Here is a 21639-nt window from a genome sequence, read left to right as displayed (position 1 = left end):
CATATCCGGTATTTTCAGGAGTCTTACGATGAGCAAGAAAATGTTGGTGGTTTTGACCAGTGTCGAAAAGTACCCGGGCATGCCTCGTGCAACTGGGTTGTGGTTTGGGGAGGCTGTGCATTTTGTACAGAAAGTTGAAGCGGCAGGCTATACCGTGGACTTTGTCAGCCCTAAAGGTGGTTATACGCCGATTGACCCTCACAGCCTGGCCAAGGACATGGCTGCTGACATTGACTGGAAGTGGTATCAAGACAAGTCATTCATGAATCGTCTTGGCGCAACGCTCAAGCCGAGTGATATCAAGCCTGAAGACTACTGCGCTATCTACTTTGCAGGGGGCCACGGGGTCATTTGGGATTTTCTGGACAACGTTGAACTGCAAACCATCAGTCGCGAGATTTATGAGTCCGGTGGAGTCGTGTCCTCGGTGTGTCACGGGGCGGTCGGGCTGCTGAATATCATGCTCAGCGACGGCAAGCTGCTGATTGAGGGGAAAAAAGTCACGGGCTTCTCCAATGAGGAAGAGAAGCTGGCCGGTTTGGACAAAGTCGTGCCGTATTTGACTGAGAGCGAACTGGTTAAGCGTGGGGCCAAGTATGAAAAGGCCAGCCAGCCGTGGGCGGCCTATGCTGTTGCAGATGGGCGTTTGATTACGGGTCAGAACCCTGCGTCAGGTGGCGCTGTGGCTGAGCTTGTGCTTAAAGCGTTGAGCCAGTGAGTTAAGTAAGTGCTGCGGCCGATGTCTGGTGGCCTGCCAGTCATCGGCAGATTTGCCCATGTAGCGCTGGACCTCCCCTGAAACATTAAACTTTTGAATCGCAAGCATATTCTGTAGCCTTGGCGAGCTGAATAGCTGGTCCGTGCCTGATAACACACACTCTCCCGGCGGGACTCGACGGTCCGGAGCCGGTGGTACACTCGACTTTCGCGCAGTAGCGCCTGCAGGTCTTGCGAACATGACGCATATTTCTGAACGACTTCTGGTTCAAGCCCACCTTGATGCCAAGCAGCCTAAAGCCCTGACTCTGGAAGAAGAGGCTGCATTACGTGCAGCCATCGCTGCCGAGCTCAAGGCGCAGGATGCGGTTCTGGTGGCTCATTTTTATTGCGATCCCGTGATTCAGGCGCTCGCTGAAGAAACAGGCGGCTGCGTTTCCGATTCTCTGGAAATGGCCCGTTTTGGTGCGGCGCATCCCGCAAAAACGGTATTGGTGGCCGGCGTTCGTTTCATGGGCGAAACGGCCAAAATCCTCACGCCTGAAAAACGCGTGCTGATGCCGACGCTCGAAGCCACCTGTTCGCTGGATCTGGGATGTCCGGTCGAAGCGTTTTCTGCGTTCTGTGACAAACACCCCGAGCGCACCGTTGTGGTTTACGCCAACACGTCTGCCGCGGTTAAAGCCCGTGCAGATTGGGTGGTGACGTCGAGCTGTGCGCTGGAAATCGTTGAAAGCCTGATGGATAACGGTGAAACGATCATCTGGGGCCCAGACAAGCATCTTGGGCGCTATATCCAGCGCCAGACCGGAGCTGACATGTTGCTCTGGGATGGGGCTTGCATCGTCCATGAAGAGTTCAAGTCCAAGCAGCTCGAAGATATGAAGGCGCTCTATCCGGACGCGGCGGTTTTGGTTCATCCCGAATCGCCCGAGTCGGTGATTGATCTGGCCGACGCGGTCGGCTCGACCAGTCAACTGATTGCCGCCGCGCAGAACCTGCCCAACAAGACATTTATCGTGGCCACTGATCGCGGCATTTTTTACAAAATGCAGCAGTTATGTCCTGACAAGGTTTTCATTGAAGCGCCTACGGCGGGCAATGGCGCCGCTTGCCGCAGCTGCGCCCATTGCCCGTGGATGGCAATGAACACCTTGGAGCGCATGCTGCAAGGTCTGCAAATGGGGTCGAACGAGATCTTTGTCGACCCGGCGCTTGTGCCGCAAGCGGTTCGTCCGCTCAAGCGCATGCTGGACTTCACGCAGGCTGCCCGTTTGAAGCTGGCGGGCAACGCCTGAGCTTTGGTCTCGGGCCTAACACTGAAGGCAGTAACTCACTGGGGTGAAGTTACCGCCTTCAGGCGTGATCTCAATTCATCATGTCTTTGATGGATCGCTCTTCATCCAGCAAATCACGTTGACGCGCATCAATGCGCGATAACAGCTGGAAGTTATTGGTCAGTTTTTTCGCCAAGTCCAGCTGTTGCAGGGCCTGACGGTAATCACCCACCAGTGCAAAATACTCCGCTCGTGCCTGATGCAAGCCGATAATGTTCCCCGAAAGCCCTCGGGTCTCGGCCACCGAGTACCAGACATCCGGGTCATTTGGGCGACTCTTGAGCAAGGCTTCCAGTGCCTTGTCTGCTTCGGCGGCTCTGTTCTGTTTGAGTAACAGATCGACACGTGCCTGATTCAGCGGGTAATTGCCCGGATACAGCGTGCGCATCCTTTCGACCCGCTTTTGCGCGTCGTCGAGTTGATTGCTGGCCATGTCGAGCTCGATCTGGGCCAGGTTGTAGGTGATGTCGTTGGGCGATTTATCCAGTAACAGCTTCAGGTTTTCCCGAGCTTCCTTGAATTGACTGCCCTTGATCTGCGCGATAGCCAGGCCGTAGCGGGCCACGTCGTTTTTAGGGTTTTCATCGAGTTGGACCCGAAAGCGCTTGGCGGCAAGCCCTGGCGTCTCTTCGTAGTTGAGTTGCACCCGGGCGCGAATCAGTTGATAGCGCAGACTGTCTTCGGCGCCACCGGGGCGGGCTTGCTCAGCACGGTTGCGGGTGTCCGCAATACGCGATTCGGTCACTGGGTGAGTCAGTAAGAATTCCGGTGGTTTGGCGTCGAACCGATACTGGCGCATCAAGCGCTCGAACATGGTCGGCATGGAGCGCGGGTCGTAACCCGCTTTTTCCAGGTTAAGGATGCCAATGCGGTCCGCTTCCTGCTCGTTTTGTCGGGAAAAGCGTCGCTGCTCCTGAAATGCCGCTGCCTGAGTGCCCGCAATAGCCGCTATCCCGGCATCACCCGCCCCTGAGGCTGCGATGACGATGCCCGCTAACAACGCGGCCATCATGGGCAATTGCATGCGTTGTTGCGCTTCTACGCCACGTGCGAAGTGCCGCTGTGACAAGTGCGCCAGTTCGTGTGCCAGAACTGAAGCATACTCGCCCTCGGTCTGTGCATTGAGGAACAGGCCGCCATTCACACCGATGATTCCACCGGGGGCTGCAAACGCGTTGAGCTGTGGGCTGTTGATTAAAATGAATTCAAGCCGCCGGTCCTGAACCTGGCTGGTTTCGACCAATTTATAAACGCTGGTTTCAACGTAGTCCTTTAGCTGAGGATCGTTGAGCTGCGAGACCTGGCCGCGCAACATGCTCAGCCAGGCGCGCCCCAGTTTGTACTCTTGTTGAGGCGAAACAATGGAGGAGCTGGCATCACCTAAAGACGGCAAATCATCGGCGAAAAGCGGTGATGCGAGCAGGCAGGCGAGCGTCAACAGGGTCGGGCGCAGAAAATTCATGCACGAAGCTCTAGTCGATAAAGGGCTTACTGTAGCTGCACAGTTGGCTGGCGACCAGAGGCGGGTCAGCCTGGGGTATTCTAGTGCGCATAAAAAATGCCTGAGGAACGGGAAATGACAGATGTGTTGGAACATGACGCGGAGCTGGACGCCAGCGGCCTGAATTGTCCGTTGCCGCTGCTCAAGGCCAAGATGGCACTTAATCAGATGGGTTCGGGTGACGTGCTGAAAGTGATTGCCACGGATGCGGGCTCTCAACGTGACTTTCGTACCTTCGCACGTCTGGCGGGGCATGATTTGCTGCGTGAAGAAGAGGGTGTCGGCATCTACCGCTACTGGCTGCGCAAGGCCTGAATCCCTGGCGTCGCCTTTTTAAAAGGAATCTTGATGTTCAACGTGTTGCGTAACTGGATACAGCGCTACTTTTCCGATGAGGAAGCCGTGGTGCTGGCCGTGTTGTTGGTGCTGGCGTTTACAGTGGTCTTGACCTTGGGCGGCATGTTGGCGCCGGTGCTGGCGGGCATGGTACTGGCGTACCTCATGCAAGGGCTGGTGGTGGCACTGGAGCGCTTGCGCTTGCCGGGGGCTGTGGCAGTCGGGCTGGTTTTCGCACTGTTTATGGGAGTGCTGCTGCTTTTTATCGTGGTCGTGGTGCCGTTGTTGTGGCATCAATTGATCACCCTGTTCAATGAACTGCCGGGCATGCTCGCGAAGTGGCAGTCGCTGCTGTTGCTGCTGCCGGAACGCTATCCGCATCTGGTGTCGGATGAGCAAGTGTTGCAGGCCATCGAAGTGGCGCGGGGGGAGATTGGCAAGTTTGGCCAGTTGGCGCTGACGTTCTCGCTGTCCAGTCTGCCGCTGTTGGTCAACATAATGATTTACCTGGTGCTGGTGCCGATCCTGGTGTTCTTCTTCCTCAAGGACCGGGCCATGATCAGTCGCTGGGTGCGCGGCTACTTGCCTCGCGAGCGGGCGCTGATTACACGCGTGGCGCATGACATGAACCGTCAGATTGCCAACTACATACGCGGCAAGGTCATCGAGATCATCATCTGCGGTAGCGTCACCTATATTGCGTTTGTGGTCATGGATCTTAATTACGCGGCATTGCTGGCCTTGCTGGTGGGCGTGTCGGTTGTCGTGCCCTACGTGGGGGCCGTGGTCGTCACCGTGCCGGTGTGCCTAATAGCTTTGTTCCAATGGGGCTGGAGCGATCAGTTCATCTATCTGATGGCGGTCTACGGAATCATTCAAACGCTGGACGGCAACGTGCTGGTGCCGTTGCTGTTTTCTGAGGCCGTCAGCTTGCATCCGGTGGCAATCATTTGCGCGGTGCTGCTGTTCGGTGGCTTGTGGGGGTTTTGGGGTGTGTTTTTCGCCATCCCGCTTGCTACGCTGTTCAAGGCAGTGCTGGATGCCTGGCCACGCAAGCAGCAGGTTGTGGCGCCACTGCTTTAGTGCAGCATTGCGGCGATCATGAAAAAGCCCCGGCTCTTGCGAGTCGGGGCTTTTTCGTTACAACGTCAGCTTACGCTTGAATCACCGGGATGTTGGCATTGGCTGCCGCTTCACGGAATTCAGCGATCTGATCAAAGCTCAGGTAGCGGTACACGTCCTGGGCCATGGTGTTGATCTCTGCTGCGTATGCCATGTATTCCTCTACAGTAGGCAAGCGGCCCAGAATCGAAGCCACCGACGCCAGCTCGGCCGAAGCCAGGTATACGTTGGCACCATCACCCAGACGGTTCGGGAAGTTACGGGTCGAAGTCGACACAACAGTCGAGTTCGGCTCTACGCGCGCCTGGTTACCCATGCACAGCGAGCAGCCCGGCATTTCCATACGCGCGCCAGCTTTGCCGTAGATGCCGTAGTAGCCTTCTTCGGTCAGTTGGTGAGCGTCCATCTTGGTCGGCGGCGACAGCCACAGACGGGTTGGCAGCTGGCCTTTAACCTTGTCCAGCAACTTGCCCGCAGCGCGGAAGTGGCCGATGTTGGTCATGCACGAACCGATGAACACTTCGTCGATTTTCTCGCCGGCAACGGTGGACAGAAGACGGGCGTCATCCGGGTCGTTAGGGGCGCAAAGTACAGGTTCCTTGATGTCAGCCAGGTCGATTTCGATGATGTGCGCGTATTCGGCGTCAGCATCGGCTTCCATCAATTCAGGGTTGGCAATCCAGGCTTCCATCGCCTGAGCACGACGCTCAAGGGTGCGAGCATCGCCATAACCTTCACCGATCATCCAGCGCAGCAGGGTGATGTTGGAATTCAGGTATTCGGTGATCGACTCTTTGGACAGTTTGATGGTGCAGCCAGCAGCCGAACGTTCTGCCGATGCGTCGGACAGTTCGAACGCTTGCTCGATGCTCAGGTTGTTCAGGCCTTCGATTTCCAGGATGCGACCCGAGAACTCGTTGATCTTGCCTTTCTTCTCTACTGTCAGCAGGCCCTGTTGGATCGCCACGTAAGGAATGGCGTGTACCAGGTCACGCAGGGTGATGCCCGGTTGCATTTCGCCTTTGAAACGAACCAGAACCGATTCCGGCATGTCCAGTGGCATGACGCCAGTGGCTGCGGCGAATGCCACCAGGCCCGAACCGGCCGGGAACGAAATGCCCATCGGGAAGCGGGTGTGAGAGTCGCCACCGGTGCCGACGGTGTCAGGCAGCAGCATGCGGTTCAGCCAGCTGTGGATAATGCCGTCACCCGGACGTAGGGAAACGCCGCCGCGGGTCATAATGAAATCAGGCAAGGTGTGGTGGGTGGTCACGTCGATCGGCTTGGGGTAAGCCGCGGTGTGGCAGAACGACTGCATCACCAGATCAGCGGAGAAGCCCAGGCACGCCAGGTCTTTCAGTTCATCACGGGTCATTGGACCGGTGGTGTCCTGAGAACCTACGGTGGTCATCTTCGGCTCGCAGTAAGTGCCCGGACGAACGCCGGTCACGCCGCATGCCTTACCAACCATTTTCTGCGCCAGGGTGAAACCCTTGGTGCTTTCAATCGGTGCTTCAGGCTTCTTGAACAGGTCAGATGGACCCATGCCCAGTTCGGCGCGGGCTTTTTCAGTCAGGCCGCGACCGATGATCAGCGGAATACGGCCGCCAGCGCGGACTTCATCCAGCAGAACCGGGGTTTTCAATTCAAAGGTGGTGATGACTTCGTCAGTGCCGTGCTTGCAGACTTTGCCTGCGTGCGGGTACAGGTCGATCACGTCGCCCATATGGATGTTGCTGACGTCAAACTCGATAGGCAGTGCGCCCGCATCTTCCATGGTGTTGTAGAAGATCGGAGCAATTTTGCTACCGAAGCAGAAACCACCGGCGCGCTTGTTCGGCACGTAAGGAACGTCGTCGCCGAAGAACCACAGCACCGAGTTGGTGGCCGATTTACGCGAAGAGCCCGTGCCGACCACGTCACCGACGTAGGCGATAGGGAAACCCTGGCCGCGCATTTCTTCGATTTGCTTCATCGGACCGATGGAGCCCTGGACATCTGGCACGATGCCGTCACGGGCCATTTTCAACATGGCCAGTGCGTGCAGCGGGATATCAGGACGCGACCAGGCGTCAGGGGCAGGCGACAGGTCGTCGGTGTTGGTTTCACCGGTGACCTTGAATACGCGCAAGCTGATTTTGTCTGCCAGGGTAGGGCGGTTTTTGAACCACTCGCCGTCAGCCCAGGATTGCACCACAGCCTTGGCGTGGGCATTACCATTCTTGGCTTTTTCAGCCACGTCGTGGAAGGCGTCAAACATCAACAGGGTGTGCTTGAGCTGCTCGGCAGCTACCGGAGCCAGCTCTGCGTCGTCCAGCAGGTCAACCAGCGTGACGATGTTGTAGCCGCCTTGCATGGTGCCAAGCAGTTCAACAGCGCGCTTTTTGCTGATCAGGGGGGAAGTGGCTTCACCTTTCGCGATGGCGGCGAGGAAGCCGGCTTTTACGTAGGCCGCTTCGTCAACACCAGGTGGAATGCGGTTGGTGATCAGGTCAACGAGGAATTCTTCTTCGCCAGCAGGCGGGTTTTTCAGCAGCTCAACCAGGCCTGCAGTTTGTTCGGCGTTAAGCGGCTGGGGAACGATACCCAGTGCTGCGCGCTCTTCGATATGTTTGCGGTAGGCTTCAAGCACAGTTATTACCCTCATCATTGGTCCCAAATGGGTGTCCGGGACGCTCATCCAGGAATGCAAGACACTCATGCGCTGCGGGGCTTTATGAGCCGCTTAGCCAGAGTTGCAGAGATTCCCAACAGAAGCTGTTTTCAAAGTTTTACGCCTTCTGAACGGAGGGATGGTGCATGTTGGTGCGGGCAGTTGCCTGGCAAGTACCCATCACCAACACCGTTCTTCAGGATCAACTGTGCTCGTGACGCTTTGAAAACAGCTTCTAACGGACATTGGCGCCTTAAAAGGCAGGCCGATTCTACGGGAAAAACTTGGTAAAGGTAAGTTAACCCCTGAAGGTTGAGGGGGTGATCTGCGTTAGACAAAGGGCTAACATGCCCGCCTGTTTCGCTCTGCAGTGCTCTATTTCGCCATGCCCAACCAAACCATCAAGACTCCCTGCATCGGCCTGTGCTCGACGGTTTACGGCGACCTGGTGTGCCGTGGATGCAAGCGCTTCCATCATGAAGTGATCCACTGGAACGGTTACAACGACGACGAAAAACGCGCAGTGTGGATGCGTCTGGAGCAGTTGCTCGTGCAGGTGATGGCGGGCAAGGTTGAAATATTTGATCCCGAAAAGCTGCGTGGCCAGTTGCTGGCGCGGCAAATCCGATTTGTGCCCCATCAGTCCGAATATTGCTGGGCCTACCAGCTGATTGCCCGCGGGGCGCGGGTGATCAATCAGCTGGAAGCGTACGGGATGGTCCTGTTGCCCGAGTTTCGCGACTGGAATTTGCCCGAACTGCGTGATGCCATTGATCGGGAGTTTTTCCTGCTGTCTGAAGCTCACTATCAGCGTTATATCGCCCCCAGTTTCTTAAAAGATGCATTGGGCAATTGATGAAGGATCAACCTCCGGACGCCAATTTCTCCAGATGATGCGTCATTTCTTTAGGCTTGAGCACCAAAATGTCACTCTTGAGCTTGTCGATGACGACTTCTGCGGTATTACCGATCAGCGCACCTGAAAAGCCTGTGCGCGCCACGGTGCCCATGACTGTCACAGCCGCGTGTAGCTCGCTGGCGACCCGAGGGATAATCACATCGGCCGGGCCTTCTTCGACATGAAAGCACTTGCTGTCAATGGGGGTATGCGCCATGAGCGCTTCGCACGCTTGGCGATACTTCGCTTCGTATTCAGTTTCAACGGGGTAAGCGGCTTCTACAGCGGCCAGCATGGGGGCCGGGTAAGCACTGACTACATGAAGCTTGCCTTCAACCAGGCTGGCGATCTTAATACCGGCGTCAACAATGCTCTGGTGCAGCTCCCTATGATCGGCATCGTCATTACCCACGTCGACGGCGGTCAGTACGACACCGTTCTCCCAGTGCGCCGCACTTTTAGCCAGTAATACGGGTGCTGGGCAAAAGCGCAGCAGCTTCCAGTCTTCGGGTGTGAGCAAGAGTTTTTTCAAGGGGTTGTCGGGAATGTGCTGCTTGATGACCAGCTCGCAATTTTCAGCCTGCTGCACGCGAATGATGGTTTGGTGCTTGCTCTGATGCCAGGACCGTTCGCTGGTGGTAACAACGCCTTGCGCCCTTAATGCATTTTCGAGCACGCTCAGCAATGCCGTGTGTTTGTCCTCTTTGTCGCAAATCAAGAGGTGCAGGGCGGCCTGGGTTTTTTTAGCGATTTGTTTGGCGCGTTTGAGGGCAAGGCTTTCCATTAACTCGGGTTCTATCACCACCAGCAGCTTGTTGAACTCTTGCATGGTCGAGGCTCCATGGAGGATTGAGTGCAACCACTATAGTTGCTCACGGGTTGCCCGCGTCTTGATGCATATCAACCCGTCAGGCTGGTGCTGTGCCGTGTGCTCCGTATAATCGGCGGCTTTGTCACTCCAGCTGTGTGAGCCCCATGCCTGTCACTTTTCTGCCTACTGTCGACTCGTCGCGCAACCTTCTTATATCGGGGGCGTTCGCGTGATTCTTCCTGAAATTAACGAGTTTCTTGGTTGCCGAACGCCTGATGGCTGGATCACGGCAGCGCTGGCCGATCAGGAAACCCTGCTCATCGATCACAAAAACTGTGAGTTCAAGGCTGCCAGCACGGCGCTGAGCCTGATTGCCAAATATCACTCCCATGTTGACCTGATCAATATGATGTCGCGCCTGGCCCGTGAAGAGCTGGTGCACCACGAGCAGGTCATGCGTTTGATGAAAAAGCGCAAAATCGAACTTCGCCAGTTGTCAGCAGGGCGCTACGCTTCTGGTTTGCGCAAAGTGGTCCGTAACCATGAGCCCGTAAAGCTGGTGGACACGCTGGTGGTCGGGGCGTTTATCGAGGCGCGCAGTTGTGAGCGCTTCGAGGCGCTGGTGCCGCATCTGGACGAAGAACTGGGCACGTTCTATTTCGGATTGCTTAAAAGCGAAGCGCGGCATTTTCAGGGTTATTTGAAATTGGCCTATCAATACGGTGACGCCAAGGACATTGCTCAGGTAATTGAGCGCGTGCGCGTCGCCGAGCAAGCGCTTATTGAAAGCCCAGACGTTGAGTTTCGCTTCCACAGTGGCGTGCCGGCTCAGGCGTAGCTTATCGCTGACGCAGGCATACCTTGCGTCAGCGTCTGCTTTTTTATTGCATGGCCCATGCTTAGCGCTATCAGGCGAACCTCGTGACGCGGTCTACATGGGTTCAAATAGATAGCTGGCTATTTATCGCCTTGACATTAGCTGCCTAGACAGTAATATTTTGAAACATTACTGCTTAAGCAGCTTCCTGGTGGCCGATGAAGCATTTCTCCCCCGATAACTTTCAAAACTGCACCTTGGGTTTGCTTCTTGGTCGCGCTGCGTTGCTCAAGGACCGCATCATTGACACGCACATGGAGCCGTATGGCATCACGGCTGCGCAGTTCAAAGTGCTAATCATCATGGCGCAGTTTGAGGTGGATACCCCGGCTGAGCTTTGTCGGCACTTGTGTATCGACAGCGGTTCGATGACCCGGATGCTCGATCGCCTTGAGCAAAAACATCTGTTGGTGCGTCAGCGCTCAGATGCGGACAGGCGTCAGGTGCGCCTGGTGCTTACAGGCGAGGGGCAGGCACTGGCCGATCAACTTCCGACCATCGGCGCAGCTGCCATGAATCAGTTGGCAGGCGCGATAACCCCGCAAGAATTACAAAGCCTTGAACATATCCTGAAAAAAATATTGCTCGCAGCCGGTGACGCGATCACGGTGCAGCGCCTGGGTGAAAAATGAGCAACAAAACCTTGCGTACAGGCTTGAGCCTGGTATTTGCGTCAATGGTGTTGGCTGGCTGTGCCAATGACCACGGGCTAACCCCTCAAGGCGTCAGCCTTGAAGCCGATCAATTGAAACCCGGTCAATCTTTCAAGGGCGCCAACGTCACTCCGGCCGCCTGGCCCGAGAAGCAATGGTGGGCGCGGTTGGGCGATCAGCAACTCAACCGCATGGTTACGCAAGCCTTGCGTGACAGTCCGGATATGCAAGTGGCCAGCGCCCGCATCCGTCAGGCCACGGCAGCCGCCAGTTCGGCCAATGCGGCGCGGATGCCAACGCTGGACGCTAATGGAGATGTCACACGCTCGCGCCTGTCGCGATCGCAAGATCCCAGCGGGCAGGGTGGGCGTTACAGCACGGAACGTGACCTTAATCTGACCTTCAATTACACCTTTGACTTGTGGGGCGGCCAGCGCGATGCGTGGGAAGCTGCGTTGGGCGAAGCGCGTGCAGCGGAAGTGGATGGCCAGGCTGCGCGTCTGACGCTGGCGGGCGATGTGGCGCGCGCTTACAGCAATTTGGGACATGCCTTCCGAGTGCGTGATCTGTCACAAGAGGATCTGCAACGCACACGAAAGATGCTGGACCTGAGCAAGCGTCGCTTGGCTTCAGGTATCGACAGCCATTACCAGTTTCAGCAAACCGAAAGTCTTGAGGCCACTGCTCAAGAGCAACTGATCGACGCTGAGAAACAGCTCAATTCGGCGCGTATTACGCTCGCAGTGCTGCTTGGCAAGGGGCCGGATCGCGGTGATGAAATCACGCGGCCCAATGTTCTGGCGCCGAGCGCCGTGGCGTTGCCCAGTACATTGCCAGCCGACTTGCTGGGGCGTCGGCCAGACGTGGTCGCAGCGCGCTGGCGTGTTGAAGCGGCCAGCAAAAACATTGCAGCAGCTAAAACCCGTTTCTATCCCAATCTGAATTTGACGGCCGTCGCAGGCACCGAATCATTACTGGGGGATGCTTTATTCGGGTCGGCCAGTCGCTTCTTCAACATTGCGCCAGCGCTGTCGCTGCCGATTTTTGATGGCGGGCGTTTACGCGCCGGGCTGGATGCAGAAGATGCCCGTTACGATTTGGCGGTGGCGCAATACAACAAAACAGTGGTGGGCGCTCTCGGTGAAATCAGCGACACCCTCGGGCAATTGGCGGCGACGGGCCATCAGATTACGGCTCAACAGCGTGCAGCCGATATCGCGCAGGACTCCTACAACACGGTATTGCAACGTTATGGCTCGGGTGTCGGTAATTATCTGGACGTGCTGAGCATTGAACAGCTACTGCTTCAGGCCCAACGCCAGTTGGCTGACTTGAATGCGCAACAGATCGACCTCTCGATTCAATTGATGCAGGCCTTGGGCGGCGGCTTCGAGCCCGCTCACACGGCGTTGGCCGTTCCCTCCCAAGCCTCGCTGGCAGAATAATTTCAGGTACTCGTCATGGCTTCTGTGCAAACACCGAATGAAACACAACACAACGAAGACGCGCCTAACTCGCGTAAACGCAAACGCTGGCTGGGTGCCCTCGCGCTGCTGGTCGTACTCGGTATCTTGGGCGTCTGGGCCTGGCACGAGTTGTACGGTCGCTGGAGTGAAAGCACTGATGACGCATACGTCAATGGCAACGTGGTTGAAATTACGCCGTTAGTGACTGGTACGGTGGTGAGCATTGGGGCCGATGATGGCGACTTGGTTCACGAAGGTCAGGTGCTGCTCAATTTTGACCCGAGCGATGCTCAAGTCGGGCTGCAAAGTGCTGAAGCCAATCTGGCGCGAACAGTGCGTCAGGTGCGGGGTTTGTTCAGCAATGTGAGCGGCATGAAGGCTCAAGTGGCGGCGCAAAAATCCGAGGTGCAAAAAGCTCAGGACAACTATAACCGTCGTAAAAGTCTGGCGGCTGGGGGGGCCATTTCGCAGGAAGAGCTGTCTCATGCGCGGGACGATCTGTCTTCGGCGTTGAGTGCGTTGCGCAATGCCGAGCAACAGTTAAATACCACCACGGCCTTGGTGGATAACACTGCAGTCGCTAACCATCCAGATGTGCTCGCGGCCGCTGCGCAACTGCGCCAAGCCTATCTGGAGCATGCGCGCACCACGCTGATCGCCCCGGTGACCGGTTATGTGGCGAAACGCACGGTTCAGTTGGGCCAGCGAGTTCAGCCGGGTACGGCGCTGATGGCGGTTATTCCGCTGAATCAGCTTTGGATCGATGCCAACTTCAAAGAAACCCAGTTGCACAACATGCGCATTGGTCAGCCGGTGGAGATCGAATCGGACATTTACGGCAGTGAGGTGAAGTACAGCGGCTCTATCGACAGCATCGGTGCCGGGACGGGCAGCGCGTTCGCCTTACTGCCCGCGCAAAACGCTACCGGTAACTGGATCAAAATTGTTCAGCGCGTGCCAGTGCGCATTCACATCAATGCCGATCAACTGGCTGAGCATCCGTTGCGGGTGGGATTGTCGATGGTGGTGGATGTGAATTTGCACGATCAAAGTGGCCCGGTGCTTGCGCAACAGCCACCGCAAAAAGCCATGTTCACAACCAATGTGTACGAAAAACAACTGGCCGATGCAGAAGCCCTGATCGCGCGGCTGATTGACAGTAACAGTGCTGCTGTAGGCAATTCTGCTGCTGCGCGTTGATTCGCCAATCCACTGGTCCCGCCACTGCGGCGGGGCTGCGCGCCCTGTTTTAAAGGATTTGCGATGAGTACAAACGCGTCTTTTACGCCGCCCAGCCTGCTGCTTGCCACTATTGGCCTGTCGCTCGCCACCTTTATGCAAGTGCTCGATACCACTATTGCCAACGTTGCGCTGCCCACTATTTCCGGCAACTTGGGTGTGAGTTCGGAGCAGGGGACGTGGGTTATCACATCTTTTGCTGTCAGCAATGCGATTGCGTTGCCACTGACCGGTTGGCTGAGCCGACGTTTCGGAGAAGTGAAACTGTTTCTGTGGGCGACGATTCTGTTCGTGCTGGCGTCTTTTTTGTGCGGAATATCCACCTCCATGCCTGAGCTGGTGGGCTTTCGGGTTCTGCAAGGGTTGGTGGCGGGGCCTTTATATCCCATGACGCAAACTTTGCTGATCGCGGTTTACCCGCCCGCAAAACGGGGGATGGCATTGGCATTGCTGGCGATGGTCACGGTGGTTGCGCCCATTGCCGGGCCGATTTTGGGTGGCTGGATCACGGACAGTTACAGCTGGCCATGGATCTTCTTCATTAATATCCCGATCGGGATCTTCGCGGTCATGGTCGTGCGTCAGCAACTGAAAGCGCGTCCGGTCGTCATCACGCGTCAGCCCATGGATTATGTGGGGTTGATTACGCTGATCATCGGGGTGGGCGCCCTGCAAATTGTGCTCGACAAAGGCAATGATCTGGACTGGTTTGAATCCAGCTTTATTCTGATGGGCACTGCCCTGTCAGTGGTGGCGCTGGCGGCTTTCGTGATTTGGGAAATGACCGACAAACACCCGATCGTCAATCTTCGCCTGTTCGCCCATCGCAACTTCCGTATCGGAACAATCGTGCTGGTGTTGGGGTATGCCGGCTTCTTCGGTATCAACCTGATTCTGCCGCAATGGCTGCAAACCCAAATGGGCTACACCGCAACCTGGGCCGGCCTGGCCGTTGCACCCATCGGTATCCTGCCTGTCGTGATGTCCCCGTTCGTGGGCAAGTACGCGCATAAGTTTGATTTGCGGCTTTTGGCGGGGTTGGCTTTTTTGGCGATTGGCTTGAGTTGCTTTATGCGCGCTGAGTTCACCAATGAGGTGGATTTTCAGCACATTGCGATGGTGCAGCTGTTCATGGGGATTGGTGTGGCGCTGTTCTTTATGCCGACCTTGAGCATTTTGATGTCAGATTTGCCGCCACATCAAATTGCCGACGGGGCAGGACTGGCCACATTCCTGCGTACATTGGGCGGGAGTTTCGCAGCCTCATTGACCACATGGATCTGGATTCGTCGTGCAGATCAGCATCATGCTTACATGAGTGAAAGCATCAGTACGTACGATCCGATCACCCGGCATACCCTCGAAAATCTGGGAGGGGCCAGTACCAAGGCCTACGCGCAGATGGATCAAATCCTGACCAGTCAGGCGTATATGCTGTCGACCGTGGACTACTTCACGATGATGGGCTGGATCTTCATGGGCTTGATTCTGCTGGTATGGCTGGCCAAACCGCCCTTCGCTGCCAAGGCGGGCCCAGCGGCCAGCGGGCATTGAGGCGCACGTACCAAAGCACATTCCGGGATTGCCGAAGGCCGCGACTTATCAGGGTCTGAGCCTTTGGTAATGCCCGGTAAATGCCGTGTCGAGGTGGTTGGGCTCGTTCAGGGGGTCGTGGCGGAGGGCAATGTCAGCTGAAAATCGAACGGGGCCAGTTGCATCCCTTGTTCATCCACTTGCAACACCCAGCCTTGACGGTCCCAGTCGCCGAGCACAATCCGCTTGGCGGCCTGCTCACCAATTTGCAATTTATGAATCGCCGGACGATGAGTGTGGCCGTGAATCAAGGTGTGCACGCCAAACTGGGTCATGATCCGCGGAATTTCTTCAGGGGTCACGTCGACAATGTCGTTGGCTTTCATGCGGGTTTGGGCGCGACTTTCGCTGCGCAGTTTCCGTGCGAGTTTATGGCGGACGCTTAATGGCAAGTGCCGCAAAACCCACAAAGTCACAGGGTTGCGCAGGTAGCGTCGCAAGCGCATGTAAGCTTCGTCGCGGGTACAAAGACTGTCGCCGTGCATCAGGAGCACGGGGTCGCCGTAAAAGTCCACAACGCTAGGGTCTTTAAGCAGGGTGCAGCCGGCCGCTTTGCAAAAGGCCCGGCCTAATAAGAAGTCACGGTTACCATGCATGAGAAACACGTCGGTACCGCTATCGCTCAGGGCTCGCAGTGCGTCACAAATCGAGCGCTGGTAGGGCGTCATTGCATCGTCGCCGATCCAGGCTTCAAAAAAGTCGCCCAAAATGTACAGCGCCTGAGCCGAGCGCGCGCGCCCGGTCAGGAAATTCAGAAACGCCCGGGTAATGTCCGGGCGCTCCTCTTCCAGATGCAAATCTGAAATCAGCAGTATCACTCAATGATCTCGGCTTTCTCGATGATCACGTCGTCTGCAGGTACGTCCTGGTGGCCGGCTTTGGAAGTGGTTGCGACACCTTTGATCTTGTCGACAACGTCCTGACCTTCTACGACTTCGCCAAATACCGCGTAGCCCCAGCCCTGAACGGTTTTAGCGCTGTGGTTCAGGAAGCTGTTGTCAGCCACGTTGATGAAGAATTGGGCAGAAGCAGAATGCGGCTCCATGGTACGGGCCATGGCAACCGAGTACTTCTTGTTCGGCAGGCCGTTGTCGGCTTCGTTCTGGATGCTTGGGCGCTTGTCTTTCTTTTCTTTCATGCCAGGCTCAAAACCGCCGCCCTGGATCATGAAGTTGCCGATTACACGGTGAAAAACGGTGTTTTCGTAGTGGCCGGCTTTTACGTATTCGATGAAGTTGGCAACCGTGATCGGCGCTTTTTCAGCGTTTAGCTGGATCACGATATCGCCGTGGTTGGTGCTCAATTTTACTTTTGACATGGGGTTATCGCTCTATCAGAGAATTCGTTGGGCCCGGAGGTGGCATCTTGCGTCTCAACCCCTGAGCTGGCTGGGTAGATACAGCCGCGGGGCGGAGTTTAGCGTGCTCGCGCGCCATTTCGATGCGGTTTTTACGATATGGGTACTAAAAGCGGCGATTTCAAATGCTTTGATTGACTGCCTGCTCTGTCGGTGGCTTGACAGCATCGGCTATGATAGGCGCTTTGATTTAGTCGGCCGACCCAGGCCGCGCACTCGTTATGTTCAAGGATCCTATGAGCAAGCCCACTGTCGACCCCACTCTGAATCCAAAGGCTGGCCCAGCTGTCCCGGCCAATTTCCTGCGTCCAATCGTTCAGGCTGACCTTGACTCGGGTAAATGCAAACAGATCGTGACCCGCTTCCCGCCTGAGCCCAACGGTTACCTGCACATTGGTCACGCCAAATCCATTTGCGTGAACTTCGGGCTGGCTGAAGAGTTTGGTGGCGTCACGCACCTGCGTTTTGACGACACCAACCCGGCCAAGGAAGACCAGGAATACATTGACGCCATCGAAAGTGATGTCAAATGGCTGGGCTTTCAATGGTCCGGCGAAGTGCGCTATGCCTCTCAGTATTTTGACCAGTTGCACGAGTGGGCGGTTTACCTCATTAAAGAGGGCAAGGCCTACGTCTGCGACCTGACTCCCGAGCAGGCCAAAGAGTACCGCGGTAGCTTGACTGAGCCAGGTAAAAACAGCCCGTTCCGTGATCGTGGCGTCGAAGAAAACCTCGACCTGTTTGCGCGCATGAAGGCGGGGGAGTTCGAAGATGGCAAGCGTGTGTTGCGCGCCAAAATTGACATGACTTCGCCGAACATGAACCTGCGCGACCCGATTCTGTATCGCATTCGCCATGCTCATCACCATCAGACTGGCGATACGTGGTGCATCTACCCGAACTATGACTTCACCCATGGTCAATCTGACGCCATCGAAGGGATTACCCATTCGATCTGCACACTGGAGTTTGAAGGTCACCGCCCTCTGTACGAGTGGTTCCTCGACAACTTGCCGGTGCCGAGCAAGCCTCGTCAGTACGAGTTCTCGCGCCTGAACCTGAACTACACCATCACCAGCAAGCGCAAGCTCAAGCAGTTGGTTGATGAAAAGCATGTCAATGGCTGGGACGACCCGCGCATGTCCACGTTGTCGGGTTTCCGCCGCCGTGGCTACACGCCCAAGTCGATCCGTAACTTCTGCGACATGGTAGGCACCAACCGGTCCGACGGAGTGGTCGATTTCGGCATGCTGGAATTCAGCATCCGCGACGACCTGGATCGTAGCGCGCCGCGTGCCATGTGCGTTTTGCGTCCGCTGAAGGTCGTGATTACCAACTACCCGGAAGGTCAGGTTGAAAACCTTGAGCTGCCTTGCCATCCCAAAGAAGACATGGGTATCCGTGTGCTGCCGTTCGCACGCGAGATCTATATCGACCGTGATGACTTCATGGAAGAGCCGCCTAAAGGGTACAAGCGCCTTGAGCCTGCGGGCGAAGTGCGTTTGCGTGGCAGCTATGTGATCCGCGCAGATGAAGCGATCAAGGACGCAGCGGGGAATATCGTCGAGCTTCGCTGCTCGTACGATCCTGAAACCCTGGGCAAAAACCCGGAGGGCCGCAAGGTCAAAGGGGTCGTGCACTGGGTGCCAGCAGCTGCCAGCGTTGAGTGTGAAGTGCGCCTTTATGATCGTCTGTTTCGTTCGCCGAACCCTGAAAAGGCTGAGGACGGTGCGGGTTTCCTTGAAAACATCAACCCTGACTCGTTGCAGGTCCTGACCGGCTGTCGTGCTGAGCCTTCTCTTGGTAATGCACAGCCTGAAGACCGTTTCCAGTTCGAGCGCGAAGGTTACTTCTGCGCGGATATCAAGGACTCGAAACCTGGTCGCCCGGTATTCAACCGCACTGTGACCCTGCGCGATTCTTGGGGTCAGTGAGTCAGTTTTAAGGAAGTCGTCGTGCTAACGATCTACAACACGCTCACCAAGAGCAAAGAAGTTTTCAAGCCGCTGGACGGCAATAAAGTGCGCATGTACGTGTGCGGCATGACCGTCTATGACTATTGCCATTTGGGTCATGGTCGCAGCATGGTTGCTTTCGACCTGATCACCCGCTGGTTGCGCTTCAGCGGGTATGACTTGACCTACGTGCGCAACATCACGGATATCGACGACAAGATTATTAACCGTGCGGTCCAAAATAATGAATCCTTCACTGCGCTGACCGAGCGCATGATTGCTGCAATGCATGAGGATGAAGCGCGGCTCAATATCCGCAAGCCGGACATGGAACCGCGTGCGACTGACCACATTGCTGGCATGCACGCGATGATTCAGACCTTGATCGACAAGGGCTTTGCCTACGCGCCGGGTAACGGTGACGTGTACTACCGCGTGGCAAAGTTCATGGGCTACGGCAAGTTGTCGCGCAAGAAGATTGAAGACCTGCGTATCGGTGCGCGCATAGAAGTCGACGAAGCCAAGGACGATCCACTGGATTTCGTCTTGTGGAAAGGCGTCAAGCCGGGTGAGCCGAGCTGGGAGTCGCCGTGGGGGCCGGGGCGTCCGGGGTGGCACATTGAATGCTCGGTGATGTCCACTTGCTGCCTGGGTGAAACGTTCGATATTCACGGTGGCGGCAGCGATCTTGAGTTCCCGCACCATGAAAACGAAATCGCCCAGAGTGAGGCGGCTACGGGCAAGACCTATGCCAATGCCTGGATGCACTGCGGGATGATCCGCATCAATGGCGAGAAGATGTCCAAATCCTTGAACAACTTCTTCACCATTCGCGACGTGTTGGAGAAATATCACCCGGAAGTGGTGCGTTATCTGTTGGTGTCCAGTCACTACCGCAGCGCGATCAATTATTCGGAAGACAACCTGAAAGACGCAAAAGCCGCTCTTGAGCGTTTCTACCATGCGCTCAAAGGCTTGCCGAAAGCTGAGCCTGCGGGTGGTGAGGCGTTTGTAGAGCGTTTTACTCAGGTGATGAATGACGATTTCGGGACGCCGGAAGCGTGCGCGGTCTTATTTGAGATGGTGCGTGAAATCAATCGTCTGCGTGACGCTGATCTGAACGCGGCGGCTGGCCTCGCTGCCCGTCTCAAGCAATTGGCGGATGTGCTGGGTGTCTTGCAGCTTGAAGCAGACGATTTCTTGCAGGCAGGTGCTGAGGGCAAGGTCGACGCAGCTCAGGTAGAGGCGCTGATCGCGGCGCGTTTGGCGGCGCGTGCAGCGAAAGACTGGGCTGAATCCGATCGTATTCGTGATCAGTTGACCGAAATGGGCGTTGTGCTCGAAGACGGTAAGGGCGCAACCACCTGGCGTTTGGCTGACTGATTAATCGCCGCACAAACAAAAGCCCGCTCCGTGCGGGCTTTTGTTTGTCTGGATATTTAGTGCCAACAAAAACGGCACCCGCAGGTGCCGTCGGACAGAATTGCTTGAGCGCTTAGCTGTGCAGCGATTCTGCGGCGTAGAGCGTGTTCTCAAGGAGGCAGGCACGCGTCATCGGGCCTACGCCGCCCGGAACGGGGGTGATCCAGCCTGCGCGGGGCAGGGCAGTCTCGTAAACCACATCGCCCACCAACTTGCCATCAGCCTGGCGGTTGATCCCGACGTCGATCACGATAGCGCCTTCTTTTATCCACTCGCCTTTGACCAGGCCTGGTTTGCCAGCTGCCACCACCACTAAGTCGGCTCGACCGACATGGCCAGCCAGATCTTTAGTGAAGCGGTGGGTTACCGTCACCGTGCAGCCTGCCAGCAACAACTCCATTGCCATCGGACGGCCCACAATGTTGGAGGCGCCTACGACTACAGCGTCCATGCCGTACAGGTTTTGACCTGTGCTTTCCAGCAGGGCCATGATGCCTTTGGGGGTGCAAGGGCGTAGCAGCGGGATGCGTTGTGCCAGGCGACCGACGTTGTAAGGGTGAAAACCGTCCACGTCCTTGTCCGGGCGGATGCGTTCCAGAAGTTTGGAAGCATCCAGGTGCTCAGGGAGTGGTAGTTGCAGCAGGATGCCGTCGATGTTTGCGTCTTCATTAAGACGGTCGATCAAATCGGTCAGGTCTTGCTGAGTGGTGTTAGAAGGCAGGTCATAGGCTTGTGAAAGAAAGCCTACCTCTTCGCAGTCTTTACGCTTGTGCGAAACATAAACCTGGGAGGCAGGATCGCTGCCGACCAGAATCACTGCCAGGCCCGGAGTGCGCAGGCCTTGCTCGTGACGCTCGGCAACACGTTTGGCAATCTGCTGGCGCAGGCTGGCGGCGATCGCTTTGCCGTCGATTAGTTGTGCAGTCATTACGCGTGATTAACCATCGAAAAGGGTGGAAAAAGGGCGTGCATTCTCGCATGCCATGGCGTGAGGGCAAAGGCGCTTGGTCTGCTTATTCCCCTAACCCCTTTATATTTCTAAACTTTTTTCAAAAAAGAGTTGACGACTTACCGACTCACCTATAACATTCGTCGCACTTGTCGGGCACAGCCTAGCACTGGTTAAGAAGGTAGAGCGAAGTTGATGTCTAGCTTGGTGATACTGAAAGCACTTAGTTTGTAGTCGTCACAGAGTACAGATTAATAAGGCGCCCGTAGCTCAGCTGGATAGAGCATCCGCCTTCTAAGCGGATGGTCGCAGGTTCGAGTCCTGCCGGGTGCGCCATTAGGCAGCTTTGGCACAAGTAAGCGGTACAGGCAATATGGTGGGCGTAGCTCAGTTGGTAGAGCACGGGATTGTGACTCCCGTTGTCGAGGGTTCGATCCCCTTCGTCCACCCCATATTTAGAAAGACGCCAGATTAATAGTCTGGCGTCTTTGCTTCAAAAGTTTGAAATGCGGATGTGGTGGAATTGGTAGACACACTGGATTTAGGTTCCAGCGCCGCAAGGTGTGAGAGTTCGAGTCTCTCCGTCCGCACCAAACATGGTTTCGCACAGTCTCGCTGACTTTCGCGAAACCCTTGAAATAGCCCGCCTTGAGCGGGTTTTTTCTTTTGTGGAGTTTCGCTTTCTTTCGCCACCTTCACAACATTTTTAGTACATTAGCCAGTCCATCGGTAATTCGAGCACTATGGTGATGT

18 protein-coding genes and 3 tRNA genes are annotated in these 21639 nt (G+C 56.1%); 15 read left to right on the top strand and 6 right to left on the bottom strand.

The features are described 5' to 3' along the window. Positions 1-28: 28 nt before the first annotated feature. Complete coding sequence (locus HBN61_RS05735; RefSeq protein ID WP_170046323.1) at positions 29-718, top strand: type 1 glutamine amidotransferase domain-containing protein; 690 nt, start codon at positions 29-31, stop codon at positions 716-718. A gap of 238 nt (positions 719-956) precedes the next feature. Continuing rightward, complete coding sequence (gene nadA, locus HBN61_RS05730; RefSeq protein WP_169965200.1) at positions 957-2015, top strand: quinolinate synthase NadA; 1059 nt, start codon at positions 957-959, stop codon at positions 2013-2015. A 70-nt stretch (positions 2016-2085) separates the two neighbouring features. Here nadA and HBN61_RS05725 read toward each other — a convergent pair whose 3' ends face one another. Next, on the bottom strand, positions 2086-3516 hold the full coding sequence (locus HBN61_RS05725) for a M48 family metalloprotease (protein ID WP_094993497.1): 1431 nt from the start codon (positions 3514-3516) through the stop codon (positions 2086-2088). Between the two features lie 114 nt (positions 3517-3630). Here HBN61_RS05725 and HBN61_RS05720 point away from each other — a divergent pair, with 114 nt between their 5' ends. Continuing rightward, entirely contained in the window at positions 3631-3870 is a 240-nt protein-coding gene (locus tag HBN61_RS05720; protein ID WP_094993496.1) for a sulfurtransferase TusA family protein, read from the top strand. A 33-nt stretch (positions 3871-3903) separates the two neighbouring features. Further along, positions 3904-4974, top strand: a complete 1071-nt coding sequence (locus HBN61_RS05715) for an AI-2E family transporter (RefSeq protein WP_094993495.1) — start codon at positions 3904-3906, stop codon at positions 4972-4974. Between the two features lie 70 nt (positions 4975-5044). On the opposite strand, the gene acnB is transcribed toward HBN61_RS05715, so the two are convergent. Next, positions 5045-7645, bottom strand: a complete 2601-nt coding sequence (acnB, locus tag HBN61_RS05710; protein ID WP_094993494.1) for a bifunctional aconitate hydratase 2/2-methylisocitrate dehydratase — start codon at positions 7643-7645, stop codon at positions 5045-5047. Positions 7646-8051: 406 nt separating this feature from the next. Here acnB and HBN61_RS05705 point away from each other — a divergent pair, with 406 nt between their 5' ends. Next, positions 8052-8522, top strand: a complete 471-nt coding sequence (locus HBN61_RS05705) for a DUF1289 domain-containing protein (protein ID WP_094993493.1) — start codon at positions 8052-8054, stop codon at positions 8520-8522. Between the two features lie 7 nt (positions 8523-8529). Here the strand turns inward: HBN61_RS05705 and HBN61_RS05700 are convergent, their stop codons facing one another. Further along, positions 8530-9393 (bottom strand): universal stress protein, encoded by an 864-nt coding sequence (locus HBN61_RS05700; protein WP_170046322.1) that lies wholly within the window; start codon positions 9391-9393, stop codon positions 8530-8532. Positions 9394-9604: 211 nt separating this feature from the next. On the opposite strand from HBN61_RS05700, the gene miaE reads away from it, so the two are divergent. The 5 genes from miaE to HBN61_RS05675 all read left to right on the top strand — a co-directional run bounded on the left by miaE (position 9605) and on the right by HBN61_RS05675 (position 15164). Then, on the top strand, positions 9605-10213 hold the full coding sequence (miaE, locus tag HBN61_RS05695) for a tRNA isopentenyl-2-thiomethyl-A-37 hydroxylase MiaE (protein ID WP_169965196.1): 609 nt from the start codon (positions 9605-9607) through the stop codon (positions 10211-10213). A gap of 197 nt (positions 10214-10410) precedes the next feature. Continuing rightward, entirely contained in the window at positions 10411-10884 is a 474-nt protein-coding gene (locus HBN61_RS05690) for a MarR family winged helix-turn-helix transcriptional regulator (protein WP_170046321.1), read from the top strand. Beyond that, positions 10881-12350 carry an efflux transporter outer membrane subunit gene (locus HBN61_RS05685; protein ID WP_170046320.1) on the top strand — a complete coding sequence of 490 codons (1470 nt, stop codon included), beginning with the start codon at positions 10881-10883 and terminating at the stop codon, positions 12348-12350. The genes HBN61_RS05690 and HBN61_RS05685 overlap by 4 nt, the downstream gene beginning before the upstream one ends. 15 nt (positions 12351-12365) lie before the next feature. Then, positions 12366-13571 carry an HlyD family secretion protein gene (locus tag HBN61_RS05680; RefSeq protein WP_170046319.1) on the top strand — a complete coding sequence of 402 codons (1206 nt, stop codon included), beginning with the start codon at positions 12366-12368 and terminating at the stop codon, positions 13569-13571. 63 nt (positions 13572-13634) lie between these two features. Continuing rightward, positions 13635-15164: a DHA2 family efflux MFS transporter permease subunit gene (locus HBN61_RS05675; protein WP_094993487.1), complete on the top strand. Its 1530-nt coding sequence runs from the start codon at positions 13635-13637 to the stop codon at positions 15162-15164. 107 nt (positions 15165-15271) lie between these two features. Here the strand turns inward: HBN61_RS05675 and lpxH are convergent, their stop codons facing one another. Both lpxH and HBN61_RS05665 read right to left on the bottom strand, forming a co-directional pair. Continuing rightward, entirely contained in the window at positions 15272-16021 is a 750-nt protein-coding gene (lpxH, locus tag HBN61_RS05670; protein WP_094993486.1) for a UDP-2,3-diacylglucosamine diphosphatase, read from the bottom strand. Continuing rightward, a complete protein-coding gene (locus HBN61_RS05665; protein WP_094993485.1) occupies positions 16018-16521 on the bottom strand; it encodes a peptidylprolyl isomerase in 504 nt (167 codons plus the stop codon). Before HBN61_RS05665 ends, lpxH begins: the two co-directional genes overlap by 4 nt. A gap of 275 nt (positions 16522-16796) precedes the next feature. Between HBN61_RS05665 and HBN61_RS05660 the strand changes: the two genes are divergently transcribed. Further along, complete coding sequence (locus HBN61_RS05660; RefSeq protein ID WP_170046318.1) at positions 16797-18494, top strand: glutamine--tRNA ligase/YqeY domain fusion protein; 1698 nt, start codon at positions 16797-16799, stop codon at positions 18492-18494. Between the two features lie 21 nt (positions 18495-18515). Further along, complete coding sequence (cysS, locus tag HBN61_RS05655; protein ID WP_169965188.1) at positions 18516-19898, top strand: cysteine--tRNA ligase; 1383 nt, start codon at positions 18516-18518, stop codon at positions 19896-19898. Positions 19899-20010: 112 nt separating this feature from the next. On the opposite strand, the gene folD is transcribed toward cysS, so the two are convergent. Further along, positions 20011-20865, bottom strand: a complete 855-nt coding sequence (gene folD, locus HBN61_RS05650) for a bifunctional methylenetetrahydrofolate dehydrogenase/methenyltetrahydrofolate cyclohydrolase FolD (protein ID WP_094993482.1) — start codon at positions 20863-20865, stop codon at positions 20011-20013. A 280-nt stretch (positions 20866-21145) separates the two neighbouring features. On the opposite strand from folD, the gene HBN61_RS05645 reads away from it, so the two are divergent. The 3 genes from HBN61_RS05645 to HBN61_RS05635 all read left to right on the top strand — a co-directional run bounded on the left by HBN61_RS05645 (position 21146) and on the right by HBN61_RS05635 (position 21479). Then, a tRNA-Arg gene (locus HBN61_RS05645) sits at positions 21146-21222 on the top strand. A 40-nt stretch (positions 21223-21262) separates the two neighbouring features. Further along, positions 21263-21338 (top strand) — tRNA-His (locus HBN61_RS05640). A gap of 56 nt (positions 21339-21394) precedes the next feature. Continuing rightward, positions 21395-21479: transfer RNA gene (locus tag HBN61_RS05635), tRNA-Leu, on the top strand. Positions 21480-21639: the final 160 nt, after the last annotated feature.

The sequence above is a fragment of the Pseudomonas sp. WS 5071 genome, from assembly GCF_012985765.1.
Taxonomy (GTDB): domain Bacteria; phylum Pseudomonadota; class Gammaproteobacteria; order Pseudomonadales; family Pseudomonadaceae; genus Aquipseudomonas; species Aquipseudomonas lundensis_A.
The sequence above is the reverse complement of the archived record's forward strand: the minus strand, read 5'-3'. Positions and strand labels throughout refer to the sequence as shown.

Excerpts from the sequence above, each read along its gene's own strand:
- HBN61_RS05700 (WP_170046322.1), bottom strand. The coding sequence starts at position 9,393 with ATGCAAGAGTTCAACAAGCTGCTGGTGGTGATAGAACCCGAGTTAATG.
- HBN61_RS05685 (WP_170046320.1), top strand. The coding sequence starts at position 10,881 with ATGAGCAACAAAACCTTGCGTACAGGCTTGAGCCTGGTATTTGCGTCA.
- HBN61_RS05705 (WP_094993493.1), top strand. The coding sequence starts at position 8,052 with ATGCCCAACCAAACCATCAAGACTCCCTGCATCGGCCTGTGCTCGACG.
- HBN61_RS05675 (WP_094993487.1), top strand. The coding sequence starts at position 13,635 with ATGAGTACAAACGCGTCTTTTACGCCGCCCAGCCTGCTGCTTGCCACT.
- nadA (WP_169965200.1), top strand. The coding sequence starts at position 957 with ATGACGCATATTTCTGAACGACTTCTGGTTCAAGCCCACCTTGATGCC.
- HBN61_RS05680 (WP_170046319.1), top strand. The coding sequence starts at position 12,366 with ATGGCTTCTGTGCAAACACCGAATGAAACACAACACAACGAAGACGCG.
- folD (WP_094993482.1), bottom strand. The coding sequence starts at position 20,865 with ATGACTGCACAACTAATCGACGGCAAAGCGATCGCCGCCAGCCTGCGC.
- HBN61_RS05690 (WP_170046321.1), top strand. The coding sequence starts at position 10,411 with ATGAAGCATTTCTCCCCCGATAACTTTCAAAACTGCACCTTGGGTTTG.
- HBN61_RS05665 (WP_094993485.1), bottom strand. The coding sequence starts at position 16,521 with ATGTCAAAAGTAAAATTGAGCACCAACCACGGCGATATCGTGATCCAG.
- HBN61_RS05660 (WP_170046318.1), top strand. The coding sequence starts at position 16,797 with ATGAGCAAGCCCACTGTCGACCCCACTCTGAATCCAAAGGCTGGCCCA.
- HBN61_RS05725 (WP_094993497.1), bottom strand. The coding sequence starts at position 3,516 with ATGAATTTTCTGCGCCCGACCCTGTTGACGCTCGCCTGCCTGCTCGCA.
- HBN61_RS05735 (WP_170046323.1), top strand. The coding sequence starts at position 29 with ATGAGCAAGAAAATGTTGGTGGTTTTGACCAGTGTCGAAAAGTACCCG.
- HBN61_RS05715 (WP_094993495.1), top strand. The coding sequence starts at position 3,904 with ATGTTCAACGTGTTGCGTAACTGGATACAGCGCTACTTTTCCGATGAG.
- HBN61_RS05720 (WP_094993496.1), top strand. The coding sequence starts at position 3,631 with ATGACAGATGTGTTGGAACATGACGCGGAGCTGGACGCCAGCGGCCTG.